This window comes from Stenotrophomonas sp. SAM-B (assembly GCF_013387485.1).
Taxonomy (GTDB): domain Bacteria; phylum Pseudomonadota; class Gammaproteobacteria; order Xanthomonadales; family Xanthomonadaceae; genus Stenotrophomonas; species Stenotrophomonas maltophilia_AA.
The window spans coordinates 255,131-268,569 of record NZ_JABBXB010000004.1; the positions used below are offsets into that span (position 1 = coordinate 255,131).

At 66.7% G+C, this 13,439-nt stretch carries 12 protein-coding genes; 8 read left to right on the forward strand and 4 right to left on the reverse strand.

Annotated features, from left to right (window positions below; all coding sequences use genetic code 11):
- Window positions 1–5: 5 nt before the first annotated feature.
- The 4 genes from yajC (at window position 6) to fabV (ending at window position 4,746) form a co-directional block, all read left to right on the forward strand.
- Window positions 6–350 carry a preprotein translocase subunit YajC gene (gene yajC, locus HH110_RS11300; RefSeq protein ID WP_019183141.1) on the forward strand — a complete coding sequence of 115 codons (345 nt, stop codon included), beginning with the start codon at window positions 6–8 and terminating at the stop codon, window positions 348–350.
- Window positions 351–408: 58 nt separating this feature from the next.
- Window positions 409–2,262 carry a protein translocase subunit SecD gene (secD, locus tag HH110_RS11305; protein WP_176989756.1) on the forward strand — a complete coding sequence of 618 codons (1,854 nt, stop codon included), beginning with the start codon at window positions 409–411 and terminating at the stop codon, window positions 2,260–2,262.
- Between the two features lie 19 nt (window positions 2,263–2,281).
- Entirely contained in the window at window positions 2,282–3,256 is a 975-nt protein-coding gene (secF, locus tag HH110_RS11310) for a protein translocase subunit SecF (protein WP_176989757.1), read from the forward strand.
- Window positions 3,257–3,486: 230 nt separating this feature from the next.
- Complete coding sequence (fabV, locus tag HH110_RS11315) at window positions 3,487–4,746, forward strand: enoyl-ACP reductase FabV (protein WP_176989758.1); 1,260 nt, start codon at window positions 3,487–3,489, stop codon at window positions 4,744–4,746.
- Window positions 4,747–4,864: 118 nt separating this feature from the next.
- On the opposite strand, the gene HH110_RS11320 is transcribed toward fabV, so the two are convergent.
- The 3 genes from HH110_RS11320 to HH110_RS11330 form a co-directional block, all read right to left on the reverse strand.
- A complete protein-coding gene (locus HH110_RS11320) occupies window positions 4,865–6,934 on the reverse strand; it encodes an EAL domain-containing protein (protein WP_176989759.1) in 2,070 nt (689 codons plus the stop codon).
- A 92-nt stretch (window positions 6,935–7,026) separates the two neighbouring features.
- Window positions 7,027–8,211 carry an aminoacetone oxidase family FAD-binding enzyme gene (locus HH110_RS11325; protein WP_176989760.1) on the reverse strand — a complete coding sequence of 395 codons (1,185 nt, stop codon included), beginning with the start codon at window positions 8,209–8,211 and terminating at the stop codon, window positions 7,027–7,029.
- A complete protein-coding gene (locus HH110_RS11330; RefSeq protein ID WP_123729025.1) occupies window positions 8,208–8,759 on the reverse strand; it encodes a YaeQ family protein in 552 nt (183 codons plus the stop codon). Before HH110_RS11330 ends, HH110_RS11325 begins: the two co-directional genes overlap by 4 nt.
- A 41-nt stretch (window positions 8,760–8,800) precedes the next feature.
- Here HH110_RS11330 and HH110_RS11335 point away from each other — a divergent pair, with 41 nt between their 5' ends.
- Window positions 8,801–9,685: a pseudouridine synthase gene (locus HH110_RS11335; RefSeq protein WP_176989761.1), complete on the forward strand. Its 885-nt coding sequence runs from the start codon at window positions 8,801–8,803 to the stop codon at window positions 9,683–9,685.
- A 192-nt stretch (window positions 9,686–9,877) separates the two neighbouring features.
- Here the strand turns inward: HH110_RS11335 and HH110_RS11340 are convergent, their stop codons facing one another.
- A complete protein-coding gene (locus HH110_RS11340) occupies window positions 9,878–10,345 on the reverse strand; it encodes a YaiI/YqxD family protein (RefSeq protein ID WP_176989762.1) in 468 nt (155 codons plus the stop codon).
- Window positions 10,346–10,645: 300 nt separating this feature from the next.
- Between HH110_RS11340 and HH110_RS11345 the strand changes: the two genes are divergently transcribed.
- From HH110_RS11345 to HH110_RS11355, 3 genes are all read left to right on the forward strand, one after another.
- Window positions 10,646–10,855, forward strand: a complete 210-nt coding sequence (locus HH110_RS11345) for a cold-shock protein (protein WP_017356920.1) — start codon at window positions 10,646–10,648, stop codon at window positions 10,853–10,855.
- A gap of 161 nt (window positions 10,856–11,016) precedes the next feature.
- Window positions 11,017–11,709 carry a glutathione S-transferase family protein gene (locus HH110_RS11350; protein ID WP_176989763.1) on the forward strand — a complete coding sequence of 231 codons (693 nt, stop codon included), beginning with the start codon at window positions 11,017–11,019 and terminating at the stop codon, window positions 11,707–11,709.
- A gap of 37 nt (window positions 11,710–11,746) precedes the next feature.
- Entirely contained in the window at window positions 11,747–13,312 is a 1,566-nt protein-coding gene (locus HH110_RS11355) for a YdiU family protein (RefSeq protein WP_176989764.1), read from the forward strand.
- The last annotated feature ends 127 nt before the right edge of the window (window positions 13,313–13,439 follow it).

Sequence of the window (13,439 nt, forward strand, 5' to 3'; positions counted from 1 at the left end):
ACACTATGAACCTGCTCGCCTTCCTGATTCCCACCGCCAACGCCCAGGCCGCCGGTGGCCAGCCGCAGGGCATGGGTCTGACCACCCTGCTGTTCCCGATCATCCTGATCGCGATCATGTACTTCCTGATGATCCGCCCGCAGATGAAGCGCCAGAAGGAACACAAGGCCATGCTGGAGAAGGTCAAGCGCGGTGACGAAGTGCTGACCAACGGCGGCATCGCCGGCGTGGTCACCGACATCGGCGACAACTTCATCACCATCGAAGTGGCCGAGAACGTGCGCATCCGCGTGCAGAAGGGCGCCGTGGGCAATGTGCTGCCGACCGGCACGCTGAAGTCGGCCAACTGATCCACTCCCTTTCCGTTCAACCGCGGTGCCGGGACGGGCACCGCGCGGGACCCAAGCAATGCTCGAATTTCCACGCTGGAAGTATTTCCTCATCCTGATCGTGCTGGCGGTCAGTGCGTTGTACGCACTGCCCAACATCTACCAGAAGGACCCTGCCGTGCAGATCACCGCCAACCGTGGCGGGCAGATCGACGACGCCCTGCGCGACCGCGTGCTGGGTGACCTCAAGCAGGCCGGCGTGGAGCCGCTGTCGGTGGCCAAGGAAGGCGACAGCCTGATCGTGCGCCTGCCGACGCTGCAGGCGCAGACCGCCGCCAACGACGCCCTGCGCGACGAGATGGGCGAGGACTACGTGGTCGCCCTGAACCTGGCGTCCACCGTGCCGGACTGGCTGAGCGACCTCGGCGCCAAGCCGATGGTGCTGGGCCTGGATCTGCAGGGCGGCGTGCACTTCGTGCTGCAGGTCGACCAGAAGGCGGCCCTGGACAAGCGTCTGGATGCCTACGCCGAAGACGTGCGGACCAGCCTGCGCGATGCCCGCATCGCCTACCAGTCGGTGGAGCGTCGTGGCGACAACACCATCGTGGCCACCATCAGCCCGTCCGCCGGTGCCGATGCGGCGGCGCGTGCCCGTGAGGTCATGCTCAAGGCGCAGCCGACGCTGGGCTACGAGGTGGCGGGCAACCGCATCACGGTGAGCATGCCCGAGGCCGAGCTGACCGCGATCGCCAATGGCGCCATCGAGCAGAACGTCAATACCCTGCGCAACCGCGTCAACCAGCTCGGCGTGGCCGAGCCGATCATCCAGCGCCAGGGTGCCGACCGCGTGGTCGTGCAGCTCCCGGGCGTGCAGGACACCGCCGAAGCCAAGCGCATGATCGGTGCCACCGCGACGCTGGAGTACCGCGCCGTGGTCGAGGGCAATGCCCAGGATGCGATCACCAGCGGCCGCATCCCGCCGGAGGCCAAGGTCTACCAGCAGCGCGACAACCGCGGCCCGATCCTGCTCAACAAGCGCGTGATCGTGACCGGTGACCAGATGGTCGCCGCGCAGGCCACCACCGACCAGAACGGTTCGGCGGCGGTCAGCGTGACGCTGAACAACGTCGGCGGCCAGCGCATGTTCGACTTCACCAGCGCCAACGTGAACAAGCCGATGGCGGTGGTCTACACCGAGCGCATCCCGACCGTGAACGTGGTCGACGGCAAGGAAGTGCGCAGCTTCCGCGTCAAGGAAGAGGTGATCTCGGTCGCCAACATCAACGGCGTGTTCGGCAAGAACTTCCAGACCACCGGCCTGGACAAGCTCGAAGCGGACAACCTGGCCAAGCTGCTGAAATCCGGCTCGCTGGCCGCACCGATGGACTTCGTCGAAGAGCGCATCGTCGGCCCGAGCCTGGGTGCGGAGAACGTCGAGCGCGGCGTGACCGCGGTCGGCTTCGCGTTCCTGTTCACCCTGATCTTCTTCACCGTGTACTACCGCATGTTCGGCGTGATCACCTCGGTGGCCATGCTGTTCAACCTGCTGATCGTGGTGGCGGTGATGTCGCTGTTCGGCGCGACGATGACGTTGCCGGGCTTCGCCGGTCTGGCGCTGTCGATCGGCCTGTCGGTCGACGCCAACGTGCTGATCAACGAGCGTATCCGTGAAGAGCTGCGGGCCGGCATGCCGCCCAAGTCGGCCATCGTCGCCGGTTACGAGAAGGCTTCCGGGACCATCCTGGACGCCAATCTCACCGGCATCCTGGCGGGTGTGGCGTTGTATGCGTTCGGTACCGGCCCGCTGAAGGGCTTCGCCGTGACCATGATCGTCGGCATCCTGGCCTCCATGTTCACTGCAATCACCGTCTCGCGTGCCCTTGCCGTGCTGCTTTACAGCCGCCGCAAGAAGCTCAAGACCCTGGCCATCTGACGGGAAGCGAATAGAAACCATGAAACTTTTCCCGTTGCATCTGATCCCGAACGACACCAAGTTCGACTTCATGCGCACCCGCTGGGTGGCTGTATCGCTGGCGGCGCTGGTGTTCATTGCCGCCATCGGCTGCATTGCCTTCAAGGGCTTCAACTACGCGCTGGACTTCACCGGCGGCACTGTGGTCGAAGTACGCTTCGACAAGCCCGCTGACGTCGATGCCGTCCGCGAGCACCTGGAAGGTGCCGGCTATGCCGGTGCCCAGGTGCAGAGCTTCGGCAGCGGCAGCAACCTGCTGATCCGTCTGCAGCCGCAGGAGATGGCCGCTGGCGAGAATGCCGGCGAAGCCAACAACCGCACCGCGGAAGCCGTGCAGAAGGCGATCTCCGTGGAGGGCAACCAGGCCGCCATCGTGGGTGCCGAGTTCGTGGGCCCGCAGGTCGGCAAGGAGCTGGCCCTGAACGGCCTGTACGCGGCCCTGTTCGTGCTGATCGGCTTCCTGATCTACATCGGCTTCCGCTTCGAGTGGAAGTTCGCGATGGTGGCGATCATCACCACGCTGTTCGACGTACTGGTGGTGGCCGGTTACTTCTCGCTGAGTGGCCGCGAGTTCGATCTGACCGTGCTGGCCGGCCTGCTGTCGGTGATGGGCTTCTCGATCAACGACACCATCGTGGTGTTCGACCGTGTGCGTGAAAACTTCCGCAGCCTGCGTGTCGAGCCGCTGGAAGTGATGAACCGGTCGATCAACCAGACGCTGTCGCGCACGATCATCACTTCGCTGGTGTTCTTCCTGTCCGTGCTGGCGCTGTACCTGTACGGCGGTGGTTCGCTGGAAGGGTTGGCGCTGAGCCAGATGATCGGTGCGGTGATCGGTACGCTGTCGTCGATCTTCATTGCCTGCCCGCTGCTGACGATGGGCGCGCTGGCGGTGAGCAAGCAGGATCTGCTGCCGAAGGCCAAGGACGTGGAAGCGCTGGAGCGTCGTCCGTAAGGGTGCTGGTGGTATGAAGTATCTGGGAGGCCGCGCATTGCGCGGCCTTTCTTTTGGCTGCCCTCCCGCCCACATCGACCCCAGGCCACAAGGAACATACACCCCCGTCGGTTGTACTCCGCAGCGCTGCGCACTACGATCCCTTGCGTTCCGCGCAGCCGCTCCGGTGGCGCGCGACCTCCCTTTTCATCGCGCCGGTCCGCCCTGCGCCAGTCCCCCTCGAGGTTTACATGGTCATCAAACCGCGTGTGCGCGGCTTCATCTGCGTCACCACCCATCCCGTCGGCTGCGATGCGGCCGTCAAGCAGCAGATCGATTACATCCAGTCCAAGCCGAAGATCGCCAACGGCCCGAAGAAGGTGCTGGTGCTTGGCGCCTCCACCGGCTACGGCCTCGCCGCACGCATCACCGCCGCCTTCGGCAGCGATGCCGCCACGCTGGGGGTGTTCTTCGAGCGCCCGGGCACCGAGACCAAGCCGGGCACGGCGGGCTGGTACAACACCGCCGCGTTCCACAAGTACGCCGAGCAGGCCGGCCTGTATGCCAAGAGCGTCAATGGCGATGCCTTCTCCGACGAGGTCAAGGCCAAGGTCATCGAGCTGATCAAGCAGGATCTCGGCCAGGTCGACCAGGTGGTGTACAGCCTGGCCGCGCCGCGCCGCAAGCATCCCAAGACCGGCGAAGTGATCAGCTCCACGCTCAAGCCGATCGGTGCGCCGATCACGCTGCGTGGCCTGGACACCGACAAGGAAGTCATCACCGAGACCACGATCGAGCCGGCGACGCCGGAAGAGATCGCCGGCACCGTCGCCGTCATGGGCGGCGAAGACTGGCAGATGTGGATCGATGCGCTGCTGGAGGCCGGTGTGCTGGCCGAAGGCGCGACCACCACGGCGTTCACCTACGTCGGTGAGGAAATCACCCAGGCGATCTACTGGAACGGCTCCATCGGCGCGGCCAAGAAGGATCTGGACGAGAAGGTCGTCGGCCTGCGCCAGAAGCTGGCCCCGATCGGTGGCGATGCGCGCGTGTCCGTGCTCAAGGCGGTGGTCACCCAGGCCAGCTCGGCGATCCCGACCATGCCGCTGTACCTGTCGCTGCTGTTCAAGGTGATGAAGGCCAAGGGCACGCACGAAGGCTGCATCGAGCAGCTCGATACGCTGTACGACATCCTCTACGGCGGCAAGGACGCGGGCACTGCTACCGAGCGCCTGCGCCATGACCTGGTCACCGACGGCGGCCGCAAGGTCGCGCTGATCGATGACGCCGGCCGCCTGCGCGCGGACTACAAGGAAATGGCGCCGGAAGTGCAGGGTGAGGTGGTCGCGCTGTGGCCGCAGGTCACCAACGAAAACCTGTACGAGATCAGCGATCTGGCCGGCTACAAGGCCGACTTCCTGCGCCTGTTCGGGTTCGGCGTGGAGGGCGTGGATTACGACGCCGACGTCGCGACCGATGTGAAGATTCCGAACCTGGTCGAGATGGCCTGATCGGAAGGATCGATGCCGACCCACGGTCGGCATCTACCGGCGGGGGTCACGGCGTATCGTCGCGCCGCCCCGCACCGCATGACCGGTAGGTCACGACCCTTGGTCGTGACGCTTCCCCTCAACTGAAATCGAAATTCATCGCCGGGCCGGCGGGGCCGACGAACTCGCCCTGCACGTAATCCACGCCGGCACTGAACAGCAGGCTCATCGAGTTGGCATCGGCGACGAACTCGGCGATGGTCTGGATGTTGGCCGCCTGCGCACGCGCGGTGATCTCGCTGATCTTCTCGCTGTGTTCGCGGGTGCTGGCGAAATCGCAGGTGAAATCGCGGTCCAGCTTGAGGAACTGCGGCTGGAAATGCGCCAGCAGCTGGAACGAATCCAGCCCCGAACCGAACTGCTCCAGGCCGATCCGGCAGCCCAGCGGCGCGACCGCTGACAGGAACTGCTGCGCGTTGCGCAGATGGGTGAACACCTTGGCCTCCGGCGCGTGCAGCCACAGCTGTTCGCCCGGCACCCCCTGGGCCTGTAGCTCGCGACGCAGGGTGGCGATCATCTGCGGATCGTTGAACGATTCCGGGGTGATCTTGACCATCATGTGGGTGATATGGCCCTCGCGCCTGCGCGCGGCGAGCATGCCGATCGCGTGCGTAACCACCCAGCGGTTGATGTCGGCCAGCAGGCCGTGATCCTCGGCGATGCCCAGGAACGCGGTCGGGCTGAGCAGCTCGCCGTTGTGCTCCAGGCGCAGGTACGCCTCGTACAGCTCCAGCGCCTCGCCCTGCAGGTTGAGCACGGGCTGGTAATGCAGCTGGAAGCCATCGCCATCCAGCGCCTGGCGGATGCGTGCCACCCAGTGCTGGATGCGCTCTTCCTCCACGCGGTCCACTGCGGCCGGGTCGAATACCCGCGTGGTGTTGCCCAGCTCCAGTGCGGCCTGCGTGCACTCCGTGGCGCGGGCCAGCACCTGGCCGATGCTCGCGATCTTCTCGCCGACCTGCACGCCGCCCACGCTGACCGTGACCGTGGCCGAGCGCTCGCCGATGCTGAACACCTGCCCGGCGAAGGCGTCACGGATCTGGTCGGCCAACGCGACAGTCTGCGCATACGCGCCCTCGGTCAGCACCGCGAAGCTGTGTTCGCCGAAGCGGGCCACTTGGGCGGTGTCGCCAACCGATTGGGCCAGCACGCGGGCGAGGGCGCCGATCAGCGCATCGGCCGAGTCCAGGCCGATCTCCGGCAGCAGGCGCGCGTAATGGTCCGGCTCGATCAGCAGCAGGCCGAAACGGCCTTCGCTGCGGCCGGCCTGGGCGACCGCGTTCTCGACGTGCAGCATGAAGGTCGGGCGGTTGAGCAGGCCGGTGACCTGGTCGCGCTGGCGAAGGTCTTCGACCTCGCGCGCCAGCTCCGGGTCGAATTCCATGCGCCGGCGGAACACCACCTGCAGGCAGGATTCACCCTCGTAGCTGGCCTGGGTGAACTCCATCGTCGCCGGGAACACCGCGCCGTCCTGGTTGCGCGCATCCACCTGGTATTGCGGGGGCGGGGCATCGCCTTTGCTCATCGACTTGAGCAGCTGCTTGAAGCCGTCCACGTGCTGCGGGGCGACCATGTCCAGCAGCGAGATGCCTTCCACGTCGTCGAAGGTCTCGTAGCCGAACATCTCCAGGTAGGCCTCGTTGGCCCGGATGTGCATGCCTTCATGGACGTAGGCGATGGGGTCGCGCGAGGAGGAGATCAGTGCGTCGCAGCGGCGCTCGGTCTCGCGCATCTGCGCCTCGATCCGGCGCAGCCCGCGTCGCGCATGCAGATCGGTCCATTCCGTGCGGACCACCGCCAGCAGGTGCTCGGGGCGGTGGCGCAGGGCAATGGCGCGGATGCCGTTGGCGCCGGCTTCGACCCACTCGTTCTCGTTGATCGATTCGGCCAGCAGGATCATCGGTATGTCCTTGCCACTGGCGGCGATCTGCTGGGTCACCTGCAGCAGCGGGATGCTCTGCGCGGCGGTGACCAGCACCAGGTCGATCGGCTGGGTGCCCAGCACCTGGGCCAGTTCCTCGCTGTGCTGCGGGCGCGTCGGGCGCACCGCGATGCCGCTGTTGCGCAGCGTGCTGACGATGGTCTCGGCGTTCTCGCCGCTGTCGTCCACGATCAGCAGGCGGACCGTCATGTCATTCGCGTTCTGCATTCACTACTCCCCGGACTGCAAACTTGATACACGATGCGTGTGACTACGTCCATGCGGCAAACGGCAGCCGATCACGGAACGTTCGTTCCGGCTCAGGCCACGCTGCCCGCGGCATGGCCACAGGCCCAGGCCCACTGGAAGTTGTAGCCCCCCAGCCAGCCGGTCACGTCCAGCACTTCCCCGATAAAGTGCAGGCCGGGAACCAATTGGGATTCAAATGTACTGGAGGACACCTTGCGGGTGTCGACCCCGCCCAGCGTCACCTCGGCGGTACGGTATCCCTCGGTGCCACTGGCCACCAGCGGGAAATTCTGCAGCAGATCGGCCGCCTGGCGCAGCTGCGGTTCGTCGATCTGGCGCACCAGCCGGTCCGGCAGCCAGTGCTCGCACAGGCGCAGCGCCAGCCGGCGCGGCAGCACCTCGGACAGCACCGTGCGCAGCTCGGCGGCACCGCGCTCGGCCTTCATCCGGCGCAGCCAGTCCAGCGCGTCCTGGCCGGGCAGCAGGTCCAGCCGCAGCTCGTCGCCGGGCTGCCAGTACGAGGAAATCTGCAGGATCGCCGGGCCGCTGATGCCGCGGTGGGTGATCAGCATGGAATTGCGGAACTCGACGTCGTTGCAGCGCGCCGCGATCGGCAGCGCCACCCCGCTGAGGTCATTGAAGCGCTCCTGGTGCTTGCCGCTCAGGGTCAGCGGCACCAGCCCGGCGCGGGTCGGCAGGACCTCATGGCCGAACTGGCGGGCCAGCTCATAGCCGAAGCCGGTCGCACCCATGCTCGGGATCGACAGGCCGCCCGTGGCCACCACCAGCGAGGCGGCATGGAAATGCCCCTGCGCGGTGTGCACGTGGAAGCCGTCCGCGCTGCGCTCCACCTTCTGCACCCCGCAGTCGGTACGGATCTGCACGCCTGCGGCCTGGCATTCGTCCACCAGCATCTTCACGATCTGCTTGGAGGAGATGTCGCAGAACAACTGGCCCAGCTCTTTTTCGTGATACGCGATGCCGTGCCGCTCCACCATCTCGATGAAATGCCAGGGCGTATAGCGGGCCAGCGCGGATTTGCAGAAGTGCGGGTTGGCCGACAGGAAGTTGGCCGCCGTGGTGCCGGTATTGGTGAAGTTGCAGCGCCCGCCGCCGGACATCAGGATCTTCTTGCCGACCTTGTTGGCGTGGTCGATCACCTGCACGATGCGTCCGCGCCGGCCCGCCGTGAGCGCGCACATCAGCCCGGCCGCACCGGCCCCGATGACCAGCACGTCGCAGCGGATCACACTCACGCCTGCGGCTTCTGCTTGCGCCAGGTCGGGATGACGCTGAGCTGCGCCTTGTCGGACGTCAACTGCACTTCGCCGTCCTGGATCTGCACGTCCCACTGCATCGTGCGTTCGATCTGCGCGCCCCATTCGGTGACGAACTCGCCCGGCAGGTCCATCACTTCCAGCGTGGACAGCTTCTTCAGCGCGGAGGCGTTGCGGTCCCACCAGATATCGGCGGCGCGGCCACCATAGGTGACCAGCTGCACCGCCCGCGCGCGGCCGGCGGCCTTGCGCAGGCGCGACTCGTCGGGCTGGCCCAGTTCGATCCACAGTTCGACGTCGCCGGTGTAATCGCGGCGCCACAGGTCCGGCTCGTCGTCCACGCTCAGGCCGCGGCCGAACTCCAGCCGGTCATCGGCGTTCAGCGCGAAGGTGAGCAGGCGCACCATCAGGCGGTCATCGGTCTCGGACGGGTGCTGGGCCAGCGTCAGCGTGTGGCTGGCGTAATAGCCGCGGTCCATGTCGCTGATCTGCAGTTCGGCCTTGCGGATGGTGGCGGTGAGGGCCATGGGGATACCTGAAACAAAGAGCGCCATGATAATGGTTCGCCATGAGTCCGTCCGATCCGATCCTCGCTGCCCCCGCGCCCAGCCGCCTGCAGTTGCCGCCTGGCGACTGGCCCAGCCTGCTGGACGGGCTGTGCGCGCGCTTCCCACGCATCGACCGTGCGCAGTGGGTGGACCGCTTCGCCCGCGGGCGGGTGCAGGATGTGCAGGGCAGGGCGCTGCGGCCGGATGATGCCTGGCAGGTCGGGCTGGAGATCGTGTATTTCCGTGAGGTGGCCGATGAGCCGGTGATTCCGTTCGTGGAGGCCATCGTCCATCAGGACGCGCACCTGCTGGTGGCCGACAAGCCGCACTTCCTGCCGGTCACCCCGGCCGGGGGCTACGTGCGCGAGACGCTGCTGGCCCGGCTGGTGGCGCGCACCGGCAACATCGACCTGGTGCCGCTGCACCGCCTGGACCGGCTGACCGCCGGGCTGGTGCTGTTCTCGACCCGGCCGGACAGTCGTGATGCCTACCAGCGGCTGTTCCGCGAGCGCCGGATCGACAAGGTGTACGAAGCGCTGGCGCCGGGACTGCCCGAATTTTCGTTCCCGCTGGAGCGGCATACCCGGTTGGTCCCCGGCGAGCCGTTCTTCCGCATGGCCGAGGTGCCCGGTGAGCCCAATGCGCGGACCCGTATCGAGGTGATCGACGGCACCGGACCGGTCTGGCGCTACCGGCTGCACCCGGTCACCGGCCGCAAGCACCAGCTGCGCGTGCACCTGGCAGGACTGGGCGCGCCGATCCTGGGCGACGATCTGTACCCGGAGCTGCTCGCGGATGCTCCGGCGGGGGTGCCGCTGCAGCTGCTGGCCAAGGAACTGGCGTTCGATGATCCGCTGACCGGGGAGCGGCGCACGTTCACCAGCGGCCTGTCGCTTCACCTGTAGGGCCGGCCGCTGGCCGGCTGCCGGGGTCCATGGTCGGTCCTGTGGTCACCGGGTGCTACGGAGGAGCCGGCCAGCGGCCGGCACTACCAGGACCGGGCCTCAGCTACGCCGGACCCCATCCACGCCGGACCCCATCCACGCCGGACCCTCAGCCTGCCAACCGTTCATCAGGGCGATAACGGTTCATCAGCCTTAACGCTTGGCCAGCCAGCGGTCCAGCTGCGCGGCGAAAGCCTGTTTGTCGCGCGCGTGCAGGGGCGCCGGCCCGCCGGTCTGGATGCCCGAGCCGCGCAGTTCCTCCATGAAATTGCGCATCGACAGCCGCTCGGCCATGTTGTCGGGGGTGTACAGCTCGCCGCGCGGGTTCAGCGCGACCGCGTGCTTGTCCAGCACCAGTGCCGCCAGCGGGATGTCCTGCGTGACGACCAGATCGCCGGGCTGGATCCGTTCCACGATCACGCTGTCGGCCACGTCCAGGCCCGGCGGCACCTGGATCGAGCGGATGAAACGGGACGGCGGCGTCCGCAGCCAGTGGTTCGCGACCAGGGTCATCTCGATCCCGGCGCGTTCGGCCGCGCGGAACAGAATCTCCTTGATCACCGCCGGACAGGCGTCGGCGTCCACCCAGATGTGAACTTTAGGGGGAGGGGCACCGGTCATTTGGCTGATCTTAAGGTAGGAAAAATCTGAATAGGGGGTGGGATTTCGTGTAAGATCGCCCGACCCCTTGTCCTGTCAGGCGAGAAGGGGGGATGGCTGAATAAACCAGCTATCGCTTTTTCGGTAAAACACGAGTATCGTCATCCACACTGTGTTTGCTAGGGTCACCGTGAATCGTGGCCTGGTGCAGTTGATCTCACGATCTGCTCATCGATCCGCTTTACCAACGCCTGCAACTCAGTCTCGGCTCCGATACGCGGCGGCCGCGATTATTTCAACTATTGTTTCAGGAGTTAGTACATGTCTGATCGTCAGCAGGGCACCGTGAAGTGGTTCAACGACGCCAAGGGCTTCGGCTTCATCACCCCGGAAAGCGGCCCGGACCTCTTCGTGCATTTCCGCGCGATCCAGGGCACCGGCTTCAAGTCGCTGCAGGAAGGCCAGAAGGTGACGTTCGTCGCCGTCCAGGGCCAGAAGGGTATGCAGGCTGACCAGGTGCAGGCGGTCTAATCGACCCCCCGCCACCGTAAGGTCGCCTAAAACGCCGGAAGCGAAAGCTTCCGGCGTTTTTTATTGGGCGGCATTCGGCCCTGGTCGACGCAGACTGTGTTGACGACGTCATCCTCCCGGCCGCCCGGTTACGATGCCGCTTTGACCCTGCGGAACCGTCGATGATCAAGGTGCACCATCTGGACCACTCGCGCTCGCTGCGCGTGCTGTGGATGCTCGAAGAGCTGGGCCTGCCGTACCAGGTCGTCAACTATCAGCGCGACCCGAAGACCTGGCTGGCGCCGCAGGCGTTGCGCGATGTGCACCCGCTGGGCAAGTCCCCGGTACTGCAGGACGACGCGCTGGTCCTCGCCGAATCCGGCGCGATCCTGGAATACCTGGCCGATCGCTACGACAGTGGCCGCCAGTTCTCGCCCGAGCCGATGCCGGCGCAGGCGCCCGAGCGCGTGCGCTACCGCTACTGGATGCACTACGCCGAAGGCTCGGCGATGCCACCGCTGGTGATGACGCTGGTGTTCGCGCGGCTGCGCAAGGCGCCGATGCCGTTCTTCGCCAAGCCGATCGCGCGCTCGATCGCCGACAAGGTGATGAAGGGCTTCGTCGGTCCGCAGGTGAAGCTGCACATGGACTGGATGGAGCGCGAGCTTGCCCAGTCGCCGTGGTTCGCGGGTGAGCGCTTCACTGCCGCCGATATCCAGATGAGCTTCCCGATCCAGGCCGCCGCCGCGCGCGGTGGCGACATGGCCGCCTACCCACGGCTGCAGGCGTACCTGGCGCGGATCGAGCAGCGCCCGGCGTACCAGCGTGCGGTGGAACGCGGTGGTCCGTTGAACCTCGGCGGCGGTTCGCGCTGAGCTTGCGGGGCAGCCTGGCTGCCCCCATTTCATACCGATGAGCACCCAGCCCCTGCGTTTCGACAATCGCTTCATCCGGGACCTGCCCGGCGACCCGGAAACCGGCCCGCGCGTGCGTGAGGTGCGCGAGGCCGCGTGGTCGTCGGTGATGCCCACCCCGGTCGCGGCACCCCGGCTGCTGGCGTACTCGCCGGAGGTGGCCGCACTGCTCGGCATGGGCGAGGACCTGATCGAGAGCGCCGATTTCGCGCGGGTGTTCGGCGGCAATGCGCTGTACGCCGGCATGGCACCGTGGGCGGCCAACTATGGTGGCCATCAGTTCGGGCATTGGGCGGGGCAGCTCGGCGATGGCCGCGCGATCTCGCTGGGCGAACTGCTCACGCCGGACGGTGCGCACTGGGAGCTGCAGTTGAAGGGCGCGGGGCGCACTCCGTACTCGCGCGGTGCCGACGGACGCGCGGTGCTGCGTTCGTCGATCCGCGAGTTCCTGTGCAGCGAGGCGATGCATCATCTCGGCGTGCCGACCACGCGCGCGTTGAGCCTGGTCGGGACCGGTGATGCCGTCGTGCGCGACATGTTCTATGACGGCCACCCCGAGGCCGAACCCGGCGCGATCGTCTGCCGCGTCGCGCCGTCCTTCATCCGCTTCGGCACCTTCGAGCTGCCGGCCTCGCGCGGCGACACGGCGCTGCTGCGGCAACTCGCCGATGTCTGCATCGCGCGGGATTTTCCTGCGCTCGCCGAGCTGGGCGACGCGCGCCATGCACGCTGGTTCGCCGAGATCTGCGAACGCACCGCGGTGCTGGTCGCGCACTGGATGCGGGTCGGCTTCGTGCACGGGGTGATGAACACCGACAATCTGTCCATTCTCGGTCTCACCATCGATTACGGCCCGTACGGCTGGATCGAGGATTACGATCCGGAGTGGACGCCCAACACCACCGACGCGCAGGGGCGACGCTATCGTTTCGGCACGCAGCCGCAGGTGGCGTACTGGAATCTCACCCGGCTGGCACAGGCACTGGCGCCGCTGTTCGAAGATGTCACGCCGCTGCACGACGGGCTGGCGCGCTTCCAGCAGGTGCACGCCCAATGCGAGCGCGCCGATATCGCCGCCAAGCTGGGCCTGGACGTTTGTCGCGACGAGGATGTGGCGTTGATGGCGGCCTGGCTGGAGATCCTGCACGAGGGCGAGATGGACATGGCCCTTGCTTTCCGCGGCCTGATGGCGCTCGATGCCGCGTCACCTTCCGTGGCGGTGCTGGAGGAGGCCTTCTACAGCCCGGCACGCCGCGAGGCGGTGCTGCCGTCACTGCAGGCTTGGCTGCAGCAGTATGCGGCGCGCCTGCGTGCCGATGGCTTGAGTGTGCAGGCGCGGCAGCAGCAGATGGGCCGTGCCAATCCGGTCTACGTGCTGCGCAACTGGCTGGCCCAGGAGGCGATCGAACGGGCGGAGCAGGGTGACCTCAGTGGCGTGCATGCGTTGCTGGAGGTGCTGCGCCACCCCTATGACGTGCAGCCCGGGCGCGAGCATTTCGCGGGCAAGCGGCCCGAGTGGGCGCGTGAGAAGGCCGGCTGCTCGATGCTGTCCTGCAGCTCGTAAGGACCCCCGGGCGGCGCAATGGATGCCGCCCGCTACGTCTGATTCCCCTCGCTGATCGCGCTGTCGCAGCCTCGCTGCAGCAAGGCCGTGGCCGTCGTCGCGGCCGCTTCTACGACAATGGTCGTAC

Bases quoted from the DNA above. Each gene is read 5' to 3' on its own strand.
- yajC (WP_019183141.1), top strand. From the start codon at position 6: ATGAACCTGCTCGCCTTCCTGATTCCCACCGCCAACGCCCAGGCCGCC.
- secD (WP_176989756.1), top strand. From the start codon at position 409: ATGCTCGAATTTCCACGCTGGAAGTATTTCCTCATCCTGATCGTGCTG.
- secF (WP_176989757.1), top strand. From the start codon at position 2,282: ATGAAACTTTTCCCGTTGCATCTGATCCCGAACGACACCAAGTTCGAC.
- fabV (WP_176989758.1), top strand. From the start codon at position 3,487: ATGGTCATCAAACCGCGTGTGCGCGGCTTCATCTGCGTCACCACCCAT.
- HH110_RS11320 (WP_176989759.1), bottom strand. From the start codon at position 6,934: ATGCAGAACGCGAATGACATGACGGTCCGCCTGCTGATCGTGGACGAC.
- HH110_RS11330 (WP_123729025.1), bottom strand. From the start codon at position 8,759: ATGGCCCTCACCGCCACCATCCGCAAGGCCGAACTGCAGATCAGCGAC.
- HH110_RS11335 (WP_176989761.1), top strand. From the start codon at position 8,801: ATGAGTCCGTCCGATCCGATCCTCGCTGCCCCCGCGCCCAGCCGCCTG.
- HH110_RS11340 (WP_176989762.1), bottom strand. From the start codon at position 10,345: ATGACCGGTGCCCCTCCCCCTAAAGTTCACATCTGGGTGGACGCCGAC.
- HH110_RS11345 (WP_017356920.1), top strand. From the start codon at position 10,646: ATGTCTGATCGTCAGCAGGGCACCGTGAAGTGGTTCAACGACGCCAAG.
- HH110_RS11350 (WP_176989763.1), top strand. From the start codon at position 11,017: ATGATCAAGGTGCACCATCTGGACCACTCGCGCTCGCTGCGCGTGCTG.
- HH110_RS11355 (WP_176989764.1), top strand. From the start codon at position 11,747: ATGAGCACCCAGCCCCTGCGTTTCGACAATCGCTTCATCCGGGACCTG.